Source organism: Streptomyces cavernicola, from assembly GCF_029968035.1.
GTDB lineage: Bacteria > Actinomycetota > Actinomycetes > Streptomycetales > Streptomycetaceae > Streptomyces > Streptomyces cavernicola.
Window position 1 is genome coordinate 1 of the sequence record NZ_JASCIQ010000029.1, and the last position, 22,406, is coordinate 22,406.

The following is a 22,406-nucleotide window of genomic DNA, read 5'->3' on the forward strand; positions in this document are numbered from 1 at the left end:
GAAGGCCACTTCGAGCGCGGTGGTCGAGGAGCGCCCCGACGAGGGCCCGGTCCGCTCCGACGTCTCCGTCGACAACCCCGTCCCGGAGCCGCCGTTCTGGGGCACGCGTGTCGTCAAGGGCATCCAGCTCAAGGAGTACGCGTCCTGGCTGGACGAGGGCGCCCTGTTCAAGGGCCAGTGGGGCCTCAAGCAGGCCCGCACCGGCGACGGCCCCACCTACGAGGAGCTCGTCGAGACCGAGGGCCGCCCCCGCCTGCGCGGCTGGCTGGACCAGCTGCAGACCAAGAACCAGCTGGAAGCCGCCGTCGTCTACGGCTACTTCCCCTGCGTCTCCAAGGGCGACGACCTGATCCTCCTCGACGACGACGGCAACGAGCGCACCCGCTTCACCTTCCCGCGCCAGCGCCGCGGCCGCCGCCTCTGCCTCGCGGACTTCTTCCGCCCGCAGGACTCCGGCGAGACCGACGTCGTCGGCCTCCAGGTCGTCACCGTAGGCTCCAAGATCGGCGAAGCCACCGCCGAGCTCTTCGAGGCCAACTCCTACCGCGACTACCTCGAACTCCACGGCCTCTCCGTGCAGTTGGCCGAGGCCCTCGCCGAGTACTGGCACGCCCGCGTCCGCGGCGAGCTCGGCTTCGCCGGCGAGGACCCCGACGAGATGCAGGGCATGTTCGACCTCAAGTACCGCGGCGCCCGTTTCTCCCTCGGCTACGGCGCCTGCCCCGACCTGGAGGACCGCGCGAAGATCGCCGACCTCCTGCAGCCGGAGCGCATCGGCGTCCAGCTCTCGGAGGAGTTCCAGCTCCACCCCGAGCAGTCCACGGACGCGATCGTGATCCATCACCCTGAGGCGAAGTACTTCAACGCTCGGTAGTCGGCTCGGCCAAATCCAGCCCGTCCGGCGTTTGAGGACGAGGCCGAAGGCCGAAAAGGGGGGTCTGGGGGCGCAGCCCCCAGCACCGAGCCCCGTACAAGCCAAACGTGCGTGCCGCAGCACATACCCACAGGCAATCCAGCGAAGCGCGACGTACACTTGTCGGTCCAGCGCAGGCCGGTCGGCCGCAGCGCGGGGTGCACCCCGCGACGTGTGTCGACCGGCCTTCTCGTCCCTTACGGAGGTGTGCCCGGATGACCAGTACGGTCCCCGCAGTCGGTACCCGAACGGCCGAAGGCTCTGCGCTGCAGGCCGTGCTCCTCGACATGGACGGCACGTTGGTCGACACCGAGGGCTTCTGGTGGGACGCCGAGGTCGAGGTCTTCGCACAGCTCGGCCACGCCCTCGACGAGTCCTGGCGGCACGTCGTGGTCGGCGGCCCGATGACCCGCAGCGCCGGCTTCCTCATCGAGGCCACCGGAGCCGACATCACCCTGCCCGAGCTGAGCGTGCTGCTCAACGACGGCTTCGAGGACCGCATCAGCCGAGCCCTCCCGCTGATGCCGGGCGCCGCCCGCCTGCTCGCCGAACTGGCCACGCACGACGTGCCCACCGCCCTGGTCTCCGCCTCCCACCGCCGCATCATCGACCGCGTCCTGGACTCCCTCGGCCCGCAGCACTTCGCCCTCACCGTCGCGGGCGACGAGGTCGAGCGCACCAAGCCGCACCCCGAGCCGTACCTCCGCGCCGCCGCCGGGCTCGGTGTCGACCCCGCGCGCTGCGCCGTCGTCGAGGACACCGCCACCGGGGTCGCCGCCGCCGAGGCCGCCGGCTGCCGCGTCGTCGCCGTGCCCTCGGTCGCCCCCATCGCCCCCGCCGGAGGCCGTACGGTCGTCTCCTCCTTGGAGGACGTCGACCTGCCGTTCCTCCGCGACCTGGTCCGGTTCCCCCTCAACTGACCCCGGCGCGGCGGACTGCCCCGTATGGCGGGAGTTCACCCCACAAGAGACTTCCGTACGTGAGCTTTGTCACGGAAGTGCCGGTCGACAAGATCCGCCCGATGTGCTGGAACCCTTACAGGGCAAGGGACTTGCGTGACCTTGTGTCCTGATTCATCGCCGGGTGCACGAAAACTTCCCCGGATAGGTATTCGTTGCGTCCACATCCGCTGTCACAGCGTGATTACCGTCCAACTCCGGGCGTCTCCAGCGTTCCTGACAGCGCGGACTAATCTCGTCGCGAGAACATCGCACCGACTCCCGCGCCTCCCCGACCCACCCCTGTCGCGGAGCCCGCGGGAAACGAACGTTGGAGAAATCCGAGCATGAACCGCAAGACCCTGGTGCTGCCGGCTGCCCTCGGCCTGCTCGCCCCGGTCCTCGCCGCCTGCGGCGCGACGGACGGCGGCGACAAGAGCGACGAGGCGATCGTCGTCGGCACCACCGACCGGTTCTCGACCTCCGGCGGCACCCCGGCCCCCTTCGACCCGGCGTACGCGTACGACGCGAGCTCCTGGAACGTCCTCAGGCAGACCGTGCAGACCCTGATGCACCTGCCCCGCGGCGGCGGCGAACCCGAACCCGAGGCGGCCGAGCGCTGCGGCTTCAGCGACAACGCCAACGAACGCTTCGAGTGCACGCTCCGCAGCGGACTCAAGTTCTCCGACGGCCGCGAGATGACCGCCGACGACGTGAAGTTCTCCATCGAACGCGTCCTCGCCATCAAGGACAAGAACGGCCCCTCTGGCCTCCTCGCCAACATCGACGCCGTCGAGACCAGCGGCGAACGCAAGGTGATCTTCCACCTCAAGGCCGCCGACGCCACCTTCCCGTACAAGCTGGCCACCCCCGCCGCCGGCATCGTCAACCCCGAGGCGTACGACGCGAACGGCCTGCGCGAAGGCTTCGACATCGACGCCTCCGGGCCGTACACCCTCAAGACCGAGGTCGAGAAGGACACCGTGGTGAAGGCCGTCTTCACCAAGAACCCTTACTACAAGGGCGAGTTGACGCCCAAGAGCGACAACACGATCGAGCTGCGCTCCTTCGACGACGCCGACGCCATGGGGGAGTCCCTGAAGAGCGGCGGCATCGACATGATGGCTCGCACGGTCGACCCCGAGCAGATCCAGACCCTCGCGGCGAACGCCGACGACAAGATCGACGTCGTCGAGATGCCCGGCCTCGAAATGCGCTACCTCGGCTTCGACACCGACGCCCCCGCCGTCAAGAGCAAGGCCGTCCGCCAGGCCATGGCCCAGCTCGTCGACCGCGGAGAGATCACCTCCAAGGTGTACGGCGCCGCCGCCGAGCCCCTCTACTCCCTCGTCCCGGCCACCATCACCGGGCACACCAACTCCTTCTTCAACGAGTACGGCGAGCCCAGCACCGCCAAGGCTCGCGCCCTGCTCGACAAGGCCGGCGTGCACACCCCGGTCAAGCTCACCCTCAACTACACGACGGACCACTACGGCCCCGGCACCAAGGCCGAGTTCGAGATCCTGCAGAAGCAGCTCAACGACTCCGGCCTGTTCGACGTGGACATCAAGGGCGCCGACTGGCTGAAGTTCCGCCCCGACGAACTCGAAGGCAAGTACGCCGTCTACGGCATGGGCTGGTTCCCCGACTTCCCCGACGCCGACAACTTCATCGCCCCGTTCCTCGACAAGGACAACTTCCTCGCCTCGCCGTACGCGAACAGCAGGATCCGCAACACCCTGATTCCCGAGTCCCGGCAGGAGACCGACCGCCTCTCCGCGGCCGAGCCCATCGAGGACGTCCAGGACATCGTCGCCGAGGACGTGCCGGTCCTCCCGCTCTGGCAGGGCAAGCAGTACGTCGCCGCCCGCGACGACATCACCGGCGTCGAATGGGCCCTCAACTCCTCGTCCAACATGCAGCTCTGGGAGCTCGGCCGCGGCGTCGGCGCCTGACCCCGACCCCGTACCCACGACTCCCCGCGGCACCCCCGCGCCCCAACCCCCTTGCACACAGCACCACTTGAACCACTGCGCACCGAAGGAACGAAGAACCACGTGAACCAGCGCACCCGGCGGTACGCCCCGTTCCTCGCGGCCGGACTCGCCGCCGCCACCCTGCTCACCGGCTGCGGCACCGACAAGGGCGACGCCGCCGGAGCCGCCGGCGGCGTCGTCATGGGCATGTCCGACTCGGTCCTCGCCACCGACCCCGCCGCCGGCTACGACCCCGGCTCGTGGCTCCTCTTCAACAACGTCTTCCAGTCACTGCTCAGCTTCCCCAAGGGCGGCACGCAGCCCGAGCCGGACGCGGCCAAGGAGTGCGGCTTCACCGACGCCCACACCCGCGTCTTCCGCTGCACCCTGCGCTCCGGCCTGAAATTCAGCAACGGCAACGCGCTGACCTCGAAGGACGTCAAGTACTCCTTCGACCGCACCCGCGAGATCAACTCCGCGGACGGCCCGGCCACCGCCATGCTCTCCTCCATCGACCACGTCGAGACACCCGACGCCCGAACCGTCGTCTTCCGCCTCAAGGTCCCCGACGCCACCTTCCCCAGCAAGATCGCCTCCGGCGCCGGCTCCATCGTCGACCACCGCGAGTACCCGTACGACAAGCTCCGCAGCGACCACAAGGCCGTCGGCTCCGGGCCCTACACCCTGCAGTCCTTCACCGACGAACAGGCGGTGTTCAAGGCCAACACCAAGTACCGCGGCCCCGCCGAGCGCAAGAACTCCGCACTCACCCTGAAGTTCTTCCACGACGACCAGAAGAAGCTGAAGCAGGCCATCCTCGACGGCGACATCGACCTCGCCTACCGCGGCCTCGCCGCCGAGGACATAGCCGACATCGAGCGGCGGGGCGACGAGTCCGGCGTCGAGGTCGTCGAGGGCTCCAGCGCCGAGGCCCACCACCTCGTCTTCAACATGGACCACCCCGTCGTCGGCAAGCCCGGCGTCCGCAAGGCCCTCGCCTACCTCCTCGACCGCGACGCCCTCGTCGACCAGGTCTACGACGGCACCGCGACCCCGCTGTACTCGATCATCCCGTCCGGCATCACCGGCCACACCACCCCGTTCTTCGACACGTACGGCGCCCGCCCCCAGGGCGACAAGGCCGCCGCCGCCCTCCGCGAGGACGGCGTCCGCGGCAAGGTCGACCTGACCCTGTGGGCCACCCCCTCCCGCTACGGACCCGCCACCGTCCAGGAGTTCAAGGCCATCGCCGACCAGCTCAACGACAGCGGCCTCTTCGACGCCAAGGTCGAGTCCGTGCCGTTCCAGCAGTACGAGAAGGACATCAAGGCCGGAAAGTACGGCGTCTACGTCAAGGGCTGGATCCCCGACTACCCGGACCCCGACAACTTCACCCAGCCGTTCTTCGGCCACGACAACGTGCTGCAGAACAACTACACGAACCGGACGATCACCGGCCGGATCATCCCCGAGACCGCAGCCGCGAGCGAACGCTCCGCCACCGCGAAGGACTTCGAGGAACTCCAGGAGATCGTCGCCGACGAACTGCCCCTCCTCCCCGTCTGGCAGGGCAAGCAGTACGCCGTGACCTCCGACCGCGTCACCGGCGTCGAATGGTGCCTCGACGCCTCCACCGTCTTCCGCTTCTGGGAACTCGAGAAGCACTGACCGACACCGCTGCACACGACGACGCACGACGACGGCCCGGGGCGCACCCGCCCCGGGCCGTCGCACGTACACCACGCTCTCTACTGCGCGCCGGGCCGCACCAGACCGCTCTCGTACGCGTACACCGCCGCCTGCACCCGGTCCCGCAGGCCCAGCTTCGTCAGCACATGCCCCACATGCGTCTTCACCGTCGTCTCGCTGACGAACAGATCTGCCGCGATCTCCGCGTTCGACAGGCCCCGCGCCACCAGCTTCAGCACCTCGACCTCACGCTCGGTCAACGTGTGCAGCGTGTCCGGCACCGGCTCCTCACCAGACGGCAGATGCCCCGCGTACTTGTCGAGCAGCCGACGCGTGATGCTCGGCGCCAGCATCGCCTCACCCGCCGCGACCACCCGGATCGCCTGCACCAGCTCGGTGGCCGGAGCGTCCTTCAGGAGGAAGCCGCTGGCGCCCGCCCGCAACGCCTCCACCACGTACTCGTCGAGATCGAACGTCGTCAGGACGAGGACCTTCGCCGGACCGTCCCGCTCCGGACCCGTGATCTGCCTGGTCGCCTCCACCCCGTCCATCCGCGGCATCCGGATGTCCATGAGCACGACGTCCGGCTGCAGCGCCCGCACCTGATCCAGGGCCTGCAGCCCGTCACCCGCCTCACCGACGACCGCCAGATCCTGCTCGGCCTCCAGGATCATCCGGAATCCGGTGCGCAGCAGCGGCTGGTCGTCGACCAACAGGACGCGGATCGCCACGAGAATCTCCTTCGAGAGGTCTAGGCCTGGCCGCCCATTCTGCCCTGCTCACCTGTGCCGGAGCCGGGCGCCCCGACCTGAAGGGGATACGGCGGGGGAGTCCCCCCGAATTCCGGGCAAACCGCCTGATGGTCGCACCAGCCGCACAACTTCGTACGCCGCGGCCGCCAGTCACCCGACTCCGTCGCCTGCCGGATCGCATCCCACAACGCGTGCAACTTCCGCTCCACCCGCTCCAGATCCGCCGGCACCGGGTCGTACGTCAGCACATCGCCGCTGCCCAGATACACCAGCTGCAGCCGACGCGGCACCACACCCTTCAGCCGCCACACCACCAGGGCGTAGAACTTCATCTGGAACAGCGCGCCCTCCGCGTACTCGGGCCGGGGCGCCTTTCCCGTCTTGTAGTCGACGATGCGGACCTCGCCCGTCGGCGCCACGTCCACCCGGTCGATGATGCCGCGCAGCTTCAGGCCCGACTCCAGCTCGGCCTCCACGAACAGCTCCCGCTCGGCCGGCTCCAGGCGCGTCGGGTCCTCCAGCGTGAACCAGCGCTCCACCAGCGCCTCGGCCTGCGCCAGCCACTCGGCCATCCGCCGGCCCGCGTCCGCCTCGCCCGCGTCCCCGAACAACTCCGCCAACTCCGGCTTGGCCGCCCGCAGTCGGTCCCACTGGCCGGGCAGCAGGGACTTCGCGGCCGGTGGCGTCCGCTCGGCCGCCGGCGCGTCGAAGAGCCGCTCGAGCACGGCATGCACCAACGTCCCGCGCGTGGCCGCCTCGCTCGGCTTCTCCGGCAGCTTGTCGATCACCCGGAAGCGATAGAGCAGCGGGCACTGCATGAAGTCGCTCGCCCGGGACGGCGAGAGCGACGCCGGGGGGACTGCGGCCACGGCAGCGGCGGTGCTGTTTTCCATGGAGAAGACCCTACGACCCGCCACTGACAGCGGCCGCATACCATCGACGTCACACCCTCCCGCACTGCATGATCAGAGAAGCAGCGGCTCACGGCGTCGCCCCGACGCGCCGGCCGGAAGACGGGCGGGCGCGTCACACGGCGGCGGAAGACGCTTCGAACGAGGAGACAGGGTCACAGTGGACGAGAGCGGTCAGCCGCGCTCCCGGACCGGGGAAGCGGCCCCGGACACCGACGAGAGCACCCGGCGGGACCAGACCCGGCACGCCGACACCGAGCACACCGAGGCCACGCCGGCGGTCGAAGCTGCGCCCACGGCCGCCGAGCCCGCGCCCGACACGTCCGCGGTGGACGAGTCCGCGAAGGACGAGCCTGAGAAGGACGAGCCCGAGAAGGACGAGCCCGAGAAGGACGAGCCCGAGAAGGACGAGCCGACGGCCGAGGCGGAAACGGGCACCGACACAGACACCGGCCCCGCCTCCGAGCCCGAGGCGAAGCCCGAGCCCACCCCCACCCCCGCGGCAGCCACCAGCCCCGCACCCTCGCCCGCAGCACCCGCACCCGCACCCGCACCCGCACCCGCCCCCAAGCCCGAGCGCTCCCGAGGCGGCATCGTCATGGGGCGGATCTTCGGCGTCCCCATCCACGTCGCACCCAGCTGGTTCCTCGTCGCCGCTCTCATCACCTGGGTCTTCGGCGCCCAACTCGACCGGATCCTGCCCGAGCTCGGCGCCCTCCGCTACCTCGTCTCCCTCTTCTTCGCGGTCGCCTTCTACGCCTCCGTACTCGTCCACGAACTCGCCCACACCGTCGTCGCGTTGCGCTACAAGCTCCCCGTCCGACGCATCCAACTCCAGTTCTTCGGCGGCGTATCCGAGATCGAGAAAGAGTCCGAGACACCCGGCCGCGAGTTCATGCTCGCCTTCGTCGGCCCCCTCCTCTCCCTCGTCCTCACCGCCCTCTTCTACGCCGGCATGTACGTCGTCGAACCCGGCACCGTGCCCGGCGTCCTCATGGCCGGCCTGATGATCTCCAACCTCATCGTGGCGATCTTCAACCTCCTGCCCGGACTGCCCCTCGACGGCGGCCGCATGCTCCGCGCCGTCGTCTGGAAGCTCACCGGCAAGCCCATGGCCGGCACCGTCGCCGCCGCCTGGGTCGGCCGCGCCCTCGCCGTCGCCGTACTCATCGGACTCCCGCTCCTCACCCAGTCCGGCGCCCTCGGCGGCACCGCCCCCCGCAGCGTCGGCATGGAAACCGTCACCGACGCCCTGCTCGCCGCCATCCTCGCCGCCATCATCTGGACCGGCGCCGGCAACAGCCTCCGCATGGCCCGCCTGCGCGCCCACCTCCCGCAGCTTCAGGCCCGCACCCTCACCCGCCGCGCCGTCCCCGTCTCCTCCGACACCCCCCTCTCCGAGGCCCTCCGCCGCGCCAACGCCGCCGGCGCCCGCGCCCTCGTCGTCGTCGACACCGAAGGCGACGCCACCGCCGTCGTCCGCGAAGCCGCCATCGTCGGCGTCCCCGAACACCGCCGCCCCTGGGTCGCCGTCAGCGGACTCGCACAGGACCTCACCGCCGGCATGCGCGTCTCCGCCGACCTCGCAGGCGAAGACCTCATCGACACCCTCCGCGCCACCCCCGCCACCGAATACCTCGTCGTCGAACCCACCGGCGAGATCTACGGCGTACTCTCCACCGCCGACGTCGAGCGCGCCTTCGTCAAAGCCATGGCCCGCTCCAACTGACCCGAGCCGCCCGCCCACGCCCGTGGTCGGCCGCCCACGACCGGGCCGGTAGGCTGGTCGCATGTCCGAACCGACCGGTGCCGCCCGCCGACGCGGGCCCTTCAAGGTCGGGGACCAGGTACAGCTGACCGACCCCAAGGGCCGCCACTACACGTTCACGCTCGAAGAGGGAAAGAACTTCCACACCCACAAGGGTTCCTTCCCGCACGACGAGCTGATCGGCGCACCCGAGGGCAGCGTTGTCCGCACCACCGGCAACGTCGCCTACCTCGCGCTGCGCCCCCTGCTCCCCGACTACGTCCTGTCCATGCCCCGCGGCGCCGCCGTGGTCTACCCCAAGGACGCGGGGCAGATCCTCGCCTTCGCCGACATCTTCCCCGGCGCCCGCGTCGTCGAAGCCGGCGTCGGCTCAGGCTCCCTCAGCAGCTTCCTGCTGCGCGCCATCGGCGACCAGGGCATGCTCCACTCCTACGAGCGCCGCGAGGACTTCGCCGAGATCGCCCAGCAGAACGTCGAGCGCTACTTCGGCGGCCCCCACCCCGCCTGGCAGCTCACCGTCGGCGACCTCCAGGACAACCTGTCCGACACCGACGTCGACCGCGTCATCCTCGACATGCTCGCCCCCTGGGAATGCCTCGACGCCGTCTCCAAGGCGCTCGTCCCCGGCGGCATCCTCTGCTGCTACGTCGCCACCACGACCCAGCTGGCCCGCACCGTCGAGTCGATCCGCGAGATCGGCTGCTTCGCCGAGCCCCAGCCCTGGGAATCGATGATCCGCAACTGGCACGTCGAAGGCCTCGCCGTCCGCCCCGACCACCGCATGATCGGCCACACCGGCTTCCTGCTCACCGCCCGCCGCCTCGCCGACGGAGTCGAGCCCCCCATGCGCCGCCGCCGCCCCGCCAAGGGCGCGTACGGCGAGGACTACTCGGGACCCAACGCCGACCGCGGCGCAGCCACCGGCCGCTGACGCCACACGCAGAGAAGAACCACCCCAACGAACAAGCGCCGCCGCCCAGTTCCCGCCACACCAGCGGAACTCGGCGGCGGCGCTTGCCCGTTGACCGCCGCGCGCTTATACCCGACACCAAGACATCCGACCCCGCCGTTCCACCCCACTGTGACGTATGGCACCATGCTGGGCACCCCTCCCACCGGCAAAGCCCACAGGAGACGCTCCTAGTGCAGCACCCCGCCGTCCCGGAACTGGCACACACAACCCCCCGCCCCATGCACTGGCTCGCCACCGCCACGGCACTGGCCGCAGTCGTCGCAGGCTCCTCGATCCTGCAGCCCGACCACGCCACCGCCGCCCAGGCAGGCCCGCCGGCCGCCACCAGAACCACAGCCCCAGACCCGAAAAACGTCGAATACCCCCTGCAGTGCGGAGTCACCGCACCCCAGGTACAGAAACAAGCCACCGGCGACCTCGACGGCGACCACACCCCCGAAACCGTCGCCGTGGTCCGCTGCGCCTCCGGCTCCGGCACCCCACCCAGCGGCGTCTACGTCATCGCCCAGGGCACCGAAGGCAAACCCCGCGTCGTCGCCACCCTCGTCGACCCCAAGGACCGACTCAGCGTCACCGACTTCGCCGTCCACGACGCCGCCGTCACCGCCACCCTCCTCGGCTACTCCTCACCCGACGTCCCGAGCTGCTGCCCGGACACCCAGGACAAAGCCAAGTGGCAATGGCAGAACGGCTCGTTCGTACGCAGCGAACAGCCCACCGCCAAAAGCGTCTGACCCCACAACCACCGGGGAATCACCACCCGAGGTGTACGGACCGCTACTCCGCGTCCGGTCCGTACACCTCGACACGGTCCGTCACACGCCGCACATGAATACAGTCCCCCGGACACTCCTTCGCCGAGTCCGCGACATCCTTCAACAACGGCAACGGCACCCGCGTCGTAGCACCCGGCTCCTGCAACAGCTCGTCCTCGGCGCTCTTCACATACGCCAGACCATCGATATCGAGCTCGAAGACCTCCGGCGCATACTGCGCACAGATCCCGTCGCCGGTACACAGATCCTGATCGATCCAGACCTCGAGATCCCCGTCGACAGCCACTCCCCGGGCCTCCTGCTGCACGCTCATCGCTCCCGCTTCACTCACAAGTCCGCCTCGTACGGACGGGTGTTGGACCTTCCGACCCTACAACCGCTCGCTTTTTGATGTTGTTCCGTGGGTATTCACCTGGCGTGAGGGAGTACGCAAGGGTGAAGATCGGACACACCCCAGACCTCTTTGTGATCTAGGGGTTTCAATCCCTACCGGCCCAGGTAGGGTCAGGAAGCGTCCAGCTCCCCTTGGAGGAGGTGAGGACCGTGGCAGCCCACGACGACGACATGAACCGCGGCATCCGCCCGGGACGAGGGTCCGACGACCCCGCCGGTCAGATTGCCTATCTCGAGCAGGAGATCGCCGTCCTGCGACGTAAGCTCGCCGACTCTCCGCGGCACACGAGAATTCTCGAAGAGCGGATCGTCGAGCTGCAGACGAACCTGGCCGGAGTCTCCGCCCAGAACGAACGGCTCGCAAACACGCTCCGTGAGGCCCGAGACCAGATCGTGGCCCTCAAGGAAGAAGTCGACAGGCTCGCACAGCCACCCGCCGGCTTCGGCGTATTCCTGCAAGCCAACGAGGACGGCACCTGCGACATCTTCACCGGAGGCCGAAAGCTCCGCGTGAACGTCAGCCCGAGCGTCGAACTCGAAGAGCTCAGGCGCGGCCAGGAAGTGATGCTCAACGAAGCGCTCAACGTGGTCGAGGCCATGGAATTCGAGCGCGCCGGCGACATCGTCACCCTCAAGGAAATCCTCGAGGACGGCGAACGCGCCCTCGTCGTCGGACACACCGACGAAGAACGAGTGGTCCGCCTCGCCGAACCACTCCTCGACATCACCATCCGCCCCGGCGACGCCCTCCTGCTCGAACCCCGCTCCGGATACGTCTACGAAGTCGTACCCAAGAGCGAGGTCGAAGAACTGGTCCTCGAAGAGGTCCCGGACATCGGCTACGAACAGATCGGCGGCCTGGGAAACCAGATCGAACTGATCCGGGACGCAGTCGAACTCCCCTACCTCTACCCCGACCTGTTCAAGGAGCACGAACTCCGCCCGCCCAAGGGCGTGTTGCTCTACGGCCCGCCTGGCTGCGGCAAGACGCTGATCGCGAAAGCCGTCGCCAACTCCCTTGCCAAGAAGGTCGCCGAAGTCACAGGACAGGCCGCCGGCAAGAGCTTCTTCCTCAACATCAAGGGACCCGAACTCCTCAACAAGTACGTCGGCGAGACCGAGCGACAGATCCGCCTCGTCTTCCAACGTGCCCGCGAAAAGGCCAGCGAAGGAACCCCCGTCATCGTCTTCTTCGACGAGATGGAATCCCTCTTCCGCACCCGCGGATCCGGCGTCAGCTCCGACGTGGAAAACACCATCGTCCCCCAGCTGCTCGCCGAGATCGACGGCGTGGAAGGCCTGCAGAACGTCGTGGTCATCGGCGCCTCCAACCGCGAGGACATGATCGACCCCGCCATCCTGCGCCCCGGCCGCCTCGACGTGAAAATCAAGATCGAGCGCCCGGACGCCGAGGCAGCCAAGGACATCTTCGCCAAGTACATGAAGTCCTCGCTGCCCCTGCACGCCGACGACCTCGCCGAACACACCGGCGACCGCGACGCCACCGCATCCGCCATGATCCAGTCCGTCGTCGAGCAGATGTACGCCGAATCCGAGGAGAACCGCTTCCTCGAAGTCACGTACGCCAACGGCGACAAGGAAGTCCTCTACTTCAAGGACTTCAACTCCGGCGCCATGATCGAAAACATCGTCGGCCGCGCCAAGAAGATGGCCATCAAGGCCTTCCTCGAACAGAACCAAAAGGGCCTCCGCGTCGCACACCTGCTCCAGGCATGCGTCGACGAATTCAAGGAGAACGAGGACCTCCCCAACACCACCAACCCCGACGACTGGGCCCGGATCTCCGGCAAGAAGGGCGAGCGGATCGTCTACATCCGTACCCTCGTCACCGGAAAGCAGGGCGCAGACACCGGACGCTCCATCGACACCGTGGCGAACACCGGACAGTACCTGTAAAAAAACAGGGCGGCTGCGGGTGCCCGTCACCGGGTACCCGCAGCCGACTGTTTTCCAGGAACAACACCGAGCCAGAGCAATGACCGAATTGATCTCCCCACCAGCGCAAAGGCGTTCTAGGCTCTTCCGTACCGCCGAGAAGCGCAGTGCGGGGACGGGCACCGCACACGCACAGGAGAACCAGCGGTACTTGAGCGCCGTTCCCACCGGGGAACGCCGCCGGGCAAGGAGGGCCGCATGACCGTACGGCGAGTAATGGGCATCGAGACGGAGTACGGAATCTCCGTCCCCGGCCACCCCAACGCCAATGCCATGCTCACCTCGTCCCAGATCGTCAACGCCTACGCCGCGGCGATGCACCGGGCGCGACGCGCCCGCTGGGACTTCGAGGAAGAAAACCCCCTGCGGGACGCCCGAGGCTTCGACCTCGCCCGCGAGGCCGCCGACTCCAGCCAGCTCACCGACGAGGACATCGGCCTCGCCAACGTCATCCTCACCAACGGCGCCCGCCTCTACGTCGACCACGCACACCCCGAATACAGCGCCCCCGAAGTCACCAACCCCCGCGACGCCGTCCTCTGGGACAAAGCCGGCGAACGCATCATGGCCGAAGCCGCCGAACGAGCCGCCCAGCTCCCCGGCGCCCAGCCCATCCACCTCTACAAGAACAACACCGACAACAAAGGCGCCTCCTACGGCACGCACGAGAACTACCTGATGAAGCGGGAAACCCCCTTCTCGGACATCGTGCGCCACCTCACCCCGTTCTTCGTCTCCCGCCAGGTCGTCACCGGCGCAGGACGCGTCGGAATCGGCCAGGACGGCCACGAACACGGCTTCCAGATCAGCCAGCGCGCCGACTACTTCGAAGTCGAGGTCGGCCTCGAAACCACCCTCAAGCGCCCGATCATCAACACCCGCGACGAGCCCCACTCCGACGCCGAGAAATACCGCCGCCTCCACGTCATCATCGGCGACGCCAACCTCTCCGAGATCTCGACCTACCTGAAACTCGGCACCACGGCCCTCGTCCTGTCGATGATCGAGGACAACTTCATCGCCGTGGACCTCGCCGTCGACCAGCCCGTACGCACCCTCCACCAGGTCTCCCACGACCCCTCCCTGCAACACCTCGTCACCCTCCGCAGCGGCCGCACCCTCACCGCCGTACAGCTGCAGATGGAGTACTTCGAGCTCGCCAGGAAGTACGTGGAGGAGCGCTACGGCTCGGACGCCGACGAACAGACCAAGGACGTCCTCACCCGCTGGGAAGACGTCCTCACCCGCCTCGAGACCGACCCCATGAGCCTCTCCGGCGAACTCGACTGGGTCGCCAAACGCGAGCTCATGGAGGGCTACCGCCGGCGCGACAACCTCGACTGGGATTCCGCACGACTGCACCTCGTCGATCTCCAGTACGCGGACGTACGCCCCGAGAAGGGCCTGTACAACCGTCTGGCGGCACGCGGCAAGATGAAGCGACTCCTGGACGAGCAGGACGTGGAACGAGCCGAGACCAAGCCCCCGGAGGACACCCGCGCCTACTTCCGCGGCCGCTGCCTCGAGCAGTACGCGGACGACGTCGCGGCCGCCTCCTGGGACTCGGTGATCTTCGATCTGCCGGGCCGGGACTCACTGCAGCGGGTCCCCACCCTCGAACCGCTTCGCGGAACGCGAAATCACGTTAAAGAGCTGCTCGACCGGTGCAGGACTGCCGAAGAGCTGGTCCGGGTGCTTTCTGGCAGCTGACCGGCGGCTGAAAGCCCTGGAGCTGGGAATCACTGGGGTGGGTCCCGCGCGTTGATGCAAGTGCGGGGCCGATGTCTGACCCAGAACGTAGGGTCTGATCAAGAACGTCGAACGTCGACACCGAGCGGGGTGAGTCAGATGGCGACCAAGGACACTGGCGGCGGACAGCAGAAGGCGACGCGTTCCACCGAGGAGGTCGAGGAGCAGGCGCAGGACGCCGAGGCCTCGGAGGACCTCAAGGAGCGCCAGGAGAAGCTGAGCGACGATGTCGACTCGGTGCTGGATGAGATCGACGATGTCCTGGAGGAGAATGCCGAGGACTTCGTGCGAAGTTTCGTTCAGAAGGGTGGCCAGTAGGCCACTTTTACCTTCGAATCGAAGGCGGGTCGGGGGAGTTGGCTGGTGACGTGAAGCGTTGCTCGCGGTGTCGGGAGACCAAGCCGCGAGCGGCCTTCGCCAGTAACAGGGCCATGCGGGATGGGCTTCAGGCGTACTGTCGGCCTTGTGTGGCCGTCTACCACCAGGAGCGGCAGCTAGCCAAGGGTAAGAACGTCCGACCTAGGGTGGAGACGCCTCCGGGGCACAAGTACTGCCGCAGGTGCGGTGAGATCAAGCCGCACAGTGAATGGCATCGCAACTCGTCGGCGTCTGACGGACTTTCCACGAGCTGCAAGGCGTGCCGGGCTGCGGCAGGACGGGCCGGTCACCTGAAGCGGCAGTACGGCATGACCGAAGCTGATCGGGATGAGTTGGTGGCCTCTCAAAAGGGGCTCTGCGTGATCTGTCTCAAGAACCCCGCCGTGCATGTTGATCACTGCCACTCCACGGGTAAGGTCCGAGGCGTACTCTGCTTCAACTGCAATTCGGCCATAGGCAAGTTGGGCGATGACCCCGATGCCTTGCGTCGGGCGATCGCGTATCTGGGAGGAAACTCGTGGAAGCCAATCCTCGTAGCACCGGGCGTCTACCAGCTGCCTTCCTGACGCCTGGGTCCTCGTCGTTCGTGGACTTTCTCTCCGAGCATCAGCCGGAGTTGCTGCCGGGCAACCGTCAACTCCCGCCTGTGAAGGGCGTGATCGAGGCGCCGCACGGCACCACGATCGTCGCTGCGACCTTCCCGGGCGGTGTCGTGCTCGCCGGTGACCGGCGGGCGACGATGGGGAACATGATCGCGCAGCGGGACATCGAGAAGGTGTTTCCCGCGGACGAGCACTCGGCGGTGGGCATCGCCGGCACGGCGGGTCTGGCCGTGGAGATGGTGAAGCTGTTCCAGCTGGAGTTGGAGCACTTCGAGAAGGTCGAGGGGGCGACGCTCTCGCTGGAGGGCAAGGCCAACAGGCTCTCGACGATGATCCGTTCCAACCTCGGCATGGCGATGCAGGGCCTGGCCGTGGTCCCGTTGTTCGCGGGGTACGACCTGGACCGGGAGAAGGGCCGCATCTTCTCGTACGACGTGACGGGTGGCCGTTCCGAGGAGCAGGGTTACGCGGCGACGGGTTCGGGGTCGATCTTCGCGCGTGGGTCGATGAAGAAGTTGTTCCGGGACGATCTGACCGAGGAGCAGGCGACGACGCTGGTCGTGCAGGCGTTGTACGACGCGGCGGACGACGATTCGGCGACGGGTGGTCCGGATGTGGCGCGTCGGATCTATCCGATCGTCACGGTGATCACGGATGAGGGTTTCCGTCGGCTGAGTGATGACGAGGCTTCGGAGATTGCTCGGTCGATTCTTGAGCGGCGGCTCGAGCAGCCTGATGGTCCGCGTGCTGCGCTTCTCTGAGTCCGCTTCGGAATTGATCGTCCAGCCACTGACAGAAAGGGACGGATAGCCGGTGTCTACGCCGTTCTATGTCTCACCCCAGCAGGCCATGGCCGACCGGGCGGAGTATGCCCGTAAGGGCATTGCCCGTGGTCGCAGCCTGGTTGTGCTGCAGTACGCCGATGGCATTGTGTTCGTCGGCGAGAACCCGTCCCGTGCGTTGCACAAGTTCAGCGAGATCTATGACCGGATCGGTTTTGCCGCGGCCGGTAAGTACAACGAGTACGAGAATCTGCGGATCGGTGGTGTGCGTTATGCCGATCTGCGGGGTTACACGTACGACCGGGACGATGTGACGGCTCGGGGTCTTGCGAACGTGTATGCGCAGACGTTGGGCACGATTTTCTCGAGTGCGGCGGAGAAGCCGTACGAGGTTGAGTTGGTGGTCGCCGAGGTGGGGGAGACCCCTGAGGGTGATCAGATCTATCGGTTGCCGCATGACGGTTCGATCGTGGATGAGCACGGTTCGGTCGCGGTGGGTGGTAATGCCGAGCAGATCTCCAGTTATCTGGATCAGCGGCATGAGGACGGGATGAGTCTGGCGGCGGCTTTGAAGCTGGCCGTGCAGGCGTTGTCGCGGGAGCCGAACGGTGGGGAGCGGGAGATTCCTGCCGAGCGTCTCGAGGTTGCGGTGTTGGACCGTACGCGGCCGCAGCAGCGGAAGTTCAAGCGCATCGTGGGGCGGCAGTTGTCGCGGTTGCTTGAGGCGGACGGTGCTGCGTCTGCGCCGACGGATGCGCCGTCGGATGAGGAGGAGGGCGAGGAGTAGTCTCGCCCGGCTGGTTTCGGCCGGCTCTGTGGTTCTGGGCCCCGTGTCCCTGTGTCGCTCGTGTGGCGGTGTGGGGGTGCGGGGCTTTTTGCTGTTCAGGAGGGGGGTGGTGGGGCCGTGGAGTCGCGGATGACGAGTTGGGTGGGGAGGGCGTCGTCCTGGGGGGTGTGGCCGTCGAGGAGGGCGGTGAGGGCTTCCATGCCGCGTTCGCCTACGCGTTCGGCGGGGAGGTGGACGGTGGTGAGTTCGGGGTCGACGGCGGTGGCGAGGGCGAGGTCGTCGAAGCCGGTGACGGAGAGGTCGTGGGGGACGCTGAGGCCGAGGCGGCGGGCGGCTTTGCAGGCGCCGGCGGCGATCATGTCGCCGTCGCAGATGACGGCGGTGGGGCGGGGGCCGGGGGTGGTGAGTGCTTGGGTGGCGGCGGCGCGGGAGTAGGCGGCGGAGAGGGGGGCGTGGGCGGTGCGGAGGGTGGTGTGGGGGGCGGTGCGGAGGGTGTGGGCGATGGCTTCGGCGCGGGTGGTGAAGGTCCAGGAGTCGATGTCGGCGGCGAGGTGGAGGAAGTGGCGGTGGCCGAGGGTGAGGAGGTGTTCGGTGATCTGGCGCATGCCGTCGGCGACGTCGAGGTTGACGTGGGCGCCTGCGGTGGGGTCGGTGGGGTCGCTGTCGAGCATGACGAGGGGGAGGTCGGCGCCGTGGAGTGCGGTGAGGGTGTGGGCGGCCATGGAGGAGGCGATGACGCCGTCGATGGCGGCGCGGGCGGAGGCGAAGGGGTCTTTGGCGGGGCCGAGGCCTTCGGGGGAGGGGTAGAGGACGACGCCGAAGTCGTGTTGGGCGGCTTGGTGGGCGGCGCCGGTGTAGACGCGGGCGAAGAAGTCGTTGGTGAGGGCGGGGACGACGAGGAGGGCGGTGCGGGTGCGGCCGAGGCGGAGGTTGCGGGCGGCGAGGTTGGGGCGGTAGCCGAGTTGTCGGGCGGTGTCGCGGACGCGGTCGGCGGTGGTGGGGGAGACGCGGCCGTGCCATTTGTCGCCGAGTACGAGGGAGACGGCGGCTTGGGAGACTCCGGCGGCCTTGGCGACGTCCTTGCTGGTGGGGCGTGCCACGTCGGGCTCCGTTCTCGCTGGGGTGCGGTGTGGGCGGGGTGGACCGGTGGTTCGCGGACATGGTACGTATGGGCCCGGCGTTATACGTAAAACTTCCACGGGTGTTCCGGGCGCGGGTGTGTGTCGCGGGGGATGCTGCGAGGGGGCGGGAGAGGGGCAGGTCATGGCCGCGGGATACGTGGATCTTTTGCGGACGCGGCATGCGGCGCGGCTGCTGGTCGGGACGCTCGTGGGCCGGCTGCCGAATGCGACGGGGCATATCGCGATCGTGCTGTTCACGCGGGCGGAGGGCGGCAGTTACACGCTCGCCGGTGCGCTGGCGGCCGTGTACGGCTTGGCGACGGCGGTCGGGCAGCCGTTGTTGGGGCGGGCGGTGGATCTGCGGGGGCAGCCGGCGGTGATGTTGCCGGCGGCGGTGCTTTCGGCGCTCGGCATGGCCGCGTTCGCGTTCGTGGGGATCGGGTCGTTGCCGCTCGCGTACGCGGCGGTGGGGGTGGCCGGGTTGTTCACGCCGCCGTTGGAGGGCGGTCTGCGGGCGTTGTGGCCGGATGTGCTCGGTCGTGCGGACAAGGTGCATGCGGCGTACGCGTTGGACGCGGTGGCGCAGGAAGTCATGTTCACCGTGGGGCCGTTGCTGGTGACGTTGTTGGTGGCGCTGTGGTCGCCGGGGGCGGCGTTGCTGGTCATCAATGTGATCGGGGTGCTCGGGGCGTTGTCCGTGGTGGTGTCGGAGCCGTCGCGGAGGTGGCGTTCGGCGCCGCGGGAGGCGCACTGGCTGGGGGCGTTGCGTTCGCCTGGGCTGTTGACGTTGCTGGGTTCGTTCTTCTTCGTCGGTCTTGCGTTGGGTTCGATCACGGTGGCGGGGGTGGCGTACGCGGACGACCAGGGGCGGGAGTCGGTGTACGGCTGGTTGATGGCGGCGCTGGGTCTGGGGGCGCTGTTGGGCGGTGTGGTGTATGGGGCTCGGCAGTGGGTGGGGGCTCCGGAGCGGCGGTTGCGGGTGCTCGTGGGTCTGTTGGCGCTGGGGTATCTGCCGTTGACGTCGACTCCGGGTGTGTGGCTGATGTGTGTACTGGCCGCGGTTTCGGGGGTGTTCCTCGCGCCGTCGTTGGCCTGCGCGTTCATCGTGGTGGACCGGCATGCGCCGCGGGGCACGGTGACGGAGGCGTTCTCGTGGCTGGTGACGACGTTCGGTGTGGGCGCCGCGGTGGGAACGGGTGTTGCCGGCCCGGCGATCGAGGGCGGTGGCACGGCTGCGGGGTTCGCGGTCGCGGGCGCCGGTGGAGTGGCTGCGCTCCTTGTACTGCTCGGCACGGTTCGGGTGCTTGCGGCCCCGGTGGGCGGCGGGCAGGTGGCGGGCTCGGCGGAAAGTGATCGAAACGGGGCTGTCGAACCCGGTTTCAGTGCGGGGCATCAGGCGTAATGTTCAGTCATGGACCGCCGCATTTTCGGGCTGGAGAACGAGTACGGCGTCACGTGCACGTTCAGGGGACAGCGCCGTCTGTCGCCTGACGAAGTGGCGCGCTACCTCTTCCGCCGAGTCGTGTCATGGGGCCGCAGCAGCAATGTCTTCCTGCGGAACGGCGCCCGCCTGTATCTCGACGTGGGTTCGCATCCGGAATATGCAACACCCGAATGTGACAACGTGACCGAGTTGGTCACGCACGACAAGGCGGGCGAGCGCATTCTCGAGGGCCTGCTCGTCGACGCCGAGCGTCGCCTGCACGAGGAGGGAATCGCGGGCGACGTCTATCTGTTCAAGAACAACACCGATTCCGCGGGCAACTCTTACGGCTGCCACGAGAACTATCTGGTGGCCAGGCACGGGGAGTTCTCCCGGCTTGCCGACATTCTCATTCCGTTCCTCGTCACGCGGCAGTTGCTGTGCGGGGCGGGCAAGGTGCTGCAGACGCCGCGTGGTGCGGTGTACTGCGTGAGTCAGCGCGCCGAGCACATCTGGGAGGGCGTCAGTTCCGCGACGACGCGTTCCCGCCCGATCATCAACACCCGGGACGAGCCGCACGCGGACGCCGAGCGTTACCGGCGGCTGCATGTCATCGTCGGCGACTCCAACATGTCGGAGACGACGATGCTGTTGAAGGTCGGCGCGACCGACCTGGTGCTCCGCATGATCGAGGCGGGCACGGTGATGCGGGACCTGACGCTGGAGAACCCGATCCGGGCGATCCGCGAGGTGAGTCACGACATCACGGGGCGGCGCAAGGTGCGTCTGGCCAGTGGCCGGGAGGCCTCGGCCCTTGAAGTGCAGCGCGAGTACTACGAGAAGGCCGTGGACTTCTGCGAGCGCCGCGGCATTCGTTCGGGCACCGTGGAGCAGGTCCTCGAACTGTGGGGCCGTACGCTCGACGCGATCGAGCAGGAGGACCTGGACAAGATCGACACCGAGATCGACTGGGTCATGAAGTACAAGCTCATCGAGCGGTACCGCAACAAGCACAACATGACGATGTCGCATCCGCGGGTCGCGCAGATAGACCTCGCGTATCACGACATCCACCGTCGGCGCGGGTTGTACTACCTGCTGGAGAAGAAGGGTCAAGCGGCGCGTATCTGCAACGACTTGAAGATCTTCGAGGGCAAGTCGGTGCCTCCGCAGACGACCAGGGCGAGGTTGCGCGGTGATTTCATTCGCCGGGCGCAGGAGCAGCGGCGGGACTTCACCGTGGACTGGGTGCATCTGAAGCTGAACGACCAGGCGCAGCGCACGGTGTTGTGCAAGGACCCGTTCCGTTCGGTGGACGACCGGGTGGAGAAACTCATCGCAGGTATGTGATCGCCGGAATGTGACGAATCACCTGTGTTCCAGGGCCGGTTAGGCCGGGAGCGCAACGCGGGCGCCGTACGTTTCTCGTGCGGCGCCCTTGTCACGTCGTAGAGTTGCGCGCACCCCACACAAGATCTATCGATGATGAGGCCCACAGTGCGCCGACGCTCGCTGCTTCTTGCCGTTCCCGCCGGACTGTTGACGCTCGCCGGCTGCGGCGACGACAAGGCAGACAAGGCCAAGTCCAAGGCCACGGACGGTTCTTCCAACTCGGGGGACGCCGCCGCGAAGATCGTGGACGGTCCGCTGCCCGAGATCACCAAGGGCGACAAGTTCGGGACGAAGCCGACGGTTGCGAAGGGTTCGGGCGAGCCGTCGAAGAACCTTGCGGTGAAGACGCTGATCGAGGGCAAGGACGCGAAGGTCGCGAAGGGCGACTATCTGCAGGTCGATTACCTGGGGCAGATCTGGGCCTCGGCGAAGGTCTTCGACAACTCTTACGACCGCGGTGCGCCGGCGGTGTTCCCGATCGGTGTGGGCCAGGTCATTCCGGGCTGGGACCAGGGTCTTGTCGGCAAGAAGGTGGGCAGCCGGGTCGAGCTGGGCATTCCGCCGGAGCTCGGGTACGGCAAGCAGGGCAATGCACAGGCGGGCATCAAGGGCACCGACACCCTGGTCTTCGTCGTCGACATCGTCGGCTCGTACGGGGCGAAGAGCTCCGCGAAGGGCAAGGACGTCGCGCAGGACAACATCGACCTGCCGAAGGTCGGCATGAACACCGACGGCAAGGCGCCGTCGATCGACGTGCCGAAGAAGGACGCCCCGAAGAAGCTCGTGGCGAACTATGTGATCGAGGGCGACGGTCCCGCGCTGAAGGCGCAGGACACGGTGCTCGTGCAGTACAAGGGTGTGCTGTGGGACGGCGGCAAGGAGTTCGACTCCACGTACAAGCGCTCGCAGCTCGCGCAGTTCCCGCTGGCGCAGGTCGTGAAGGGCTGGTCGCAGGGGCTCACGGGGAAGAAGGTGGGCAGCCGGGTGCTGATCGTGGTGCCGCCGGAGCTCGGGTACGGCGACAAGGAGCAGCAGGGCATCCCCGCCAAGTCCACTCTGGTCTTCTCGGTCGACATCATCGCGAAGATGTGAGCGTGAGCGGTCCGGCGGAAATGTAAGACTGTCCC

21 protein-coding genes are annotated in these 22,406 nt (G+C 67.8%); 16 read left to right on the forward strand and 5 right to left on the reverse strand.

Going from position 1 to position 22,406, the window contains the following annotated elements; translation table 11 throughout:
• The 4 genes from QIS96_RS24995 to QIS96_RS25010 form a co-directional block, all read left to right on the forward strand.
• Window positions 1-874 (forward strand): vitamin B12 dependent-methionine synthase activation domain-containing protein (locus QIS96_RS24995; protein WP_282544985.1); only part of this gene is annotated, 874 nt, incomplete at its 5' end.
• A 254-nt stretch (window positions 875-1,128) separates the two neighbouring features.
• Complete coding sequence (locus QIS96_RS25000; RefSeq protein WP_282544986.1) at window positions 1,129-1,833, forward strand: HAD family hydrolase; 705 nt, start codon at window positions 1,129-1,131, stop codon at window positions 1,831-1,833.
• A gap of 365 nt (window positions 1,834-2,198) precedes the next feature.
• Window positions 2,199-3,806, forward strand: a complete 1,608-nt coding sequence (locus QIS96_RS25005) for an ABC transporter substrate-binding protein (protein ID WP_282544987.1) — start codon at window positions 2,199-2,201, stop codon at window positions 3,804-3,806.
• Between the two features lie 102 nt (window positions 3,807-3,908).
• Window positions 3,909-5,495, forward strand: a complete 1,587-nt coding sequence (locus tag QIS96_RS25010) for an ABC transporter substrate-binding protein (protein WP_282544988.1) — start codon at window positions 3,909-3,911, stop codon at window positions 5,493-5,495.
• 80 nt (window positions 5,496-5,575) lie between these two features.
• Here QIS96_RS25010 and QIS96_RS25015 read toward each other — a convergent pair whose 3' ends face one another.
• The 3 genes from QIS96_RS25015 to QIS96_RS37910 all read right to left on the reverse strand — a co-directional run bounded on the left by QIS96_RS25015 (window position 5,576) and on the right by QIS96_RS37910 (window position 7,842).
• Window positions 5,576-6,247, reverse strand: coding sequence for a response regulator (locus QIS96_RS25015; protein WP_060949613.1), 672 nt, complete (start codon window positions 6,245-6,247; stop codon window positions 5,576-5,578).
• 20 nt (window positions 6,248-6,267) lie between these two features.
• Window positions 6,268-7,161 (reverse strand): RecB family exonuclease, encoded by an 894-nt coding sequence (locus QIS96_RS25020; protein ID WP_282544989.1) that lies wholly within the window; start codon window positions 7,159-7,161, stop codon window positions 6,268-6,270.
• A gap of 192 nt (window positions 7,162-7,353) precedes the next feature.
• Window positions 7,354-7,842: a pentapeptide repeat-containing protein gene (locus tag QIS96_RS37910; protein ID WP_408907249.1), complete on the reverse strand. Its 489-nt coding sequence runs from the start codon at window positions 7,840-7,842 to the stop codon at window positions 7,354-7,356.
• Between QIS96_RS37910 and QIS96_RS25025 the strand changes: the two genes are divergently transcribed.
• The 3 genes from QIS96_RS25025 to QIS96_RS25035 all read left to right on the forward strand — a co-directional run bounded on the left by QIS96_RS25025 (window position 7,778) and on the right by QIS96_RS25035 (window position 10,654).
• Window positions 7,778-8,908, forward strand: coding sequence for a site-2 protease family protein (locus QIS96_RS25025; RefSeq protein ID WP_408907250.1), 1,131 nt, complete (start codon window positions 7,778-7,780; stop codon window positions 8,906-8,908). The genes QIS96_RS37910 and QIS96_RS25025 overlap by 65 nt on opposite strands.
• A 61-nt stretch (window positions 8,909-8,969) precedes the next feature.
• A complete protein-coding gene (locus QIS96_RS25030) occupies window positions 8,970-9,878 on the forward strand; it encodes a tRNA (adenine-N1)-methyltransferase (RefSeq protein WP_282544991.1) in 909 nt (302 codons plus the stop codon).
• Window positions 9,879-10,090: 212 nt separating this feature from the next.
• Window positions 10,091-10,654 (forward strand): hypothetical protein, encoded by a 564-nt coding sequence (locus tag QIS96_RS25035; protein ID WP_282544992.1) that lies wholly within the window; start codon window positions 10,091-10,093, stop codon window positions 10,652-10,654.
• A 43-nt stretch (window positions 10,655-10,697) separates the two neighbouring features.
• Here the strand turns inward: QIS96_RS25035 and QIS96_RS25040 are convergent, their stop codons facing one another.
• Complete coding sequence (locus tag QIS96_RS25040; RefSeq protein WP_282544993.1) at window positions 10,698-11,009, reverse strand: ferredoxin; 312 nt, start codon at window positions 11,007-11,009, stop codon at window positions 10,698-10,700.
• A 230-nt stretch (window positions 11,010-11,239) separates the two neighbouring features.
• Between QIS96_RS25040 and arc the strand changes: the two genes are divergently transcribed.
• The 6 genes from arc (at window position 11,240) to prcA (ending at window position 17,343) form a co-directional block, all read left to right on the forward strand.
• Entirely contained in the window at window positions 11,240-13,006 is a 1,767-nt protein-coding gene (gene arc, locus QIS96_RS25045; protein ID WP_282544994.1) for a proteasome ATPase, read from the forward strand.
• Window positions 13,007-13,243: 237 nt separating this feature from the next.
• A complete protein-coding gene (gene dop, locus QIS96_RS25050; protein ID WP_282544995.1) occupies window positions 13,244-14,755 on the forward strand; it encodes a depupylase/deamidase Dop in 1,512 nt (503 codons plus the stop codon).
• Between the two features lie 138 nt (window positions 14,756-14,893).
• Window positions 14,894-15,112, forward strand: a complete 219-nt coding sequence (locus QIS96_RS25055) for a ubiquitin-like protein Pup (protein ID WP_282513164.1) — start codon at window positions 14,894-14,896, stop codon at window positions 15,110-15,112.
• A 50-nt stretch (window positions 15,113-15,162) separates the two neighbouring features.
• A complete protein-coding gene (locus QIS96_RS25060; protein ID WP_408907251.1) occupies window positions 15,163-15,738 on the forward strand; it encodes an endonuclease VII domain-containing protein in 576 nt (191 codons plus the stop codon).
• Window positions 15,690-16,535, forward strand: a complete 846-nt coding sequence (gene prcB, locus QIS96_RS25065; RefSeq protein ID WP_282544997.1) for a proteasome subunit beta — start codon at window positions 15,690-15,692, stop codon at window positions 16,533-16,535. Before QIS96_RS25060 ends, prcB begins: the two co-directional genes overlap by 49 nt.
• A 52-nt stretch (window positions 16,536-16,587) precedes the next feature.
• The gene (prcA, locus tag QIS96_RS25070) at window positions 16,588-17,343 is read left to right on the forward strand and encodes a proteasome subunit alpha (RefSeq protein WP_282544998.1); all 756 of its coding nucleotides are present in this window, start codon (window positions 16,588-16,590) and stop codon (window positions 17,341-17,343) included.
• 95 nt (window positions 17,344-17,438) lie between these two features.
• Here prcA and QIS96_RS25075 read toward each other — a convergent pair whose 3' ends face one another.
• Window positions 17,439-18,443 carry a LacI family DNA-binding transcriptional regulator gene (locus QIS96_RS25075; RefSeq protein ID WP_282544999.1) on the reverse strand — a complete coding sequence of 335 codons (1,005 nt, stop codon included), beginning with the start codon at window positions 18,441-18,443 and terminating at the stop codon, window positions 17,439-17,441.
• Window positions 18,444-18,606: 163 nt separating this feature from the next.
• On the opposite strand from QIS96_RS25075, the gene QIS96_RS25080 reads away from it, so the two are divergent.
• The 3 genes from QIS96_RS25080 to QIS96_RS25090 all read left to right on the forward strand — a co-directional run bounded on the left by QIS96_RS25080 (window position 18,607) and on the right by QIS96_RS25090 (window position 22,371).
• The gene (locus QIS96_RS25080) at window positions 18,607-19,866 is read left to right on the forward strand and encodes an MFS transporter (protein WP_282545000.1); all 1,260 of its coding nucleotides are present in this window, start codon (window positions 18,607-18,609) and stop codon (window positions 19,864-19,866) included.
• Between the two features lie 9 nt (window positions 19,867-19,875).
• Window positions 19,876-21,237 carry a Pup--protein ligase gene (gene pafA / locus QIS96_RS25085; RefSeq protein ID WP_282545001.1) on the forward strand — a complete coding sequence of 454 codons (1,362 nt, stop codon included), beginning with the start codon at window positions 19,876-19,878 and terminating at the stop codon, window positions 21,235-21,237.
• Window positions 21,238-21,384: 147 nt separating this feature from the next.
• Window positions 21,385-22,371 (forward strand): FKBP-type peptidyl-prolyl cis-trans isomerase, encoded by a 987-nt coding sequence (locus tag QIS96_RS25090; protein ID WP_282545079.1) that lies wholly within the window; start codon window positions 21,385-21,387, stop codon window positions 22,369-22,371.
• The last annotated feature ends 35 nt before the right edge of the window (window positions 22,372-22,406 follow it).

Bases quoted from the DNA above. Each gene is read 5' to 3' on its own strand.
- QIS96_RS25030 (WP_282544991.1), top strand. From the start codon at position 8,970: ATGTCCGAACCGACCGGTGCCGCCCGCCGACGCGGGCCCTTCAAGGTC.
- QIS96_RS25055 (WP_282513164.1), top strand. From the start codon at position 14,894: ATGGCGACCAAGGACACTGGCGGCGGACAGCAGAAGGCGACGCGTTCC.
- dop (WP_282544995.1), top strand. From the start codon at position 13,244: ATGACCGTACGGCGAGTAATGGGCATCGAGACGGAGTACGGAATCTCC.
- QIS96_RS25040 (WP_282544993.1), bottom strand. From the start codon at position 11,009: ATGAGCGTGCAGCAGGAGGCCCGGGGAGTGGCTGTCGACGGGGATCTC.
- pafA (WP_282545001.1), top strand. From the start codon at position 19,876: ATGGACCGCCGCATTTTCGGGCTGGAGAACGAGTACGGCGTCACGTGC.
- QIS96_RS25025 (WP_408907250.1), top strand. From the start codon at position 7,778: ATGGGGCGGATCTTCGGCGTCCCCATCCACGTCGCACCCAGCTGGTTC.
- QIS96_RS25020 (WP_282544989.1), bottom strand. From the start codon at position 7,161: ATGGAAAACAGCACCGCCGCTGCCGTGGCCGCAGTCCCCCCGGCGTCG.
- QIS96_RS25005 (WP_282544987.1), top strand. From the start codon at position 2,199: ATGAACCGCAAGACCCTGGTGCTGCCGGCTGCCCTCGGCCTGCTCGCC.
- QIS96_RS37910 (WP_408907249.1), bottom strand. From the start codon at position 7,842: ATGAGAGCGGCGACGAGGAACCAGCTGGGTGCGACGTGGATGGGGACG.
- QIS96_RS25080 (WP_282545000.1), top strand. From the start codon at position 18,607: ATGGCCGCGGGATACGTGGATCTTTTGCGGACGCGGCATGCGGCGCGG.
- QIS96_RS25000 (WP_282544986.1), top strand. From the start codon at position 1,129: ATGACCAGTACGGTCCCCGCAGTCGGTACCCGAACGGCCGAAGGCTCT.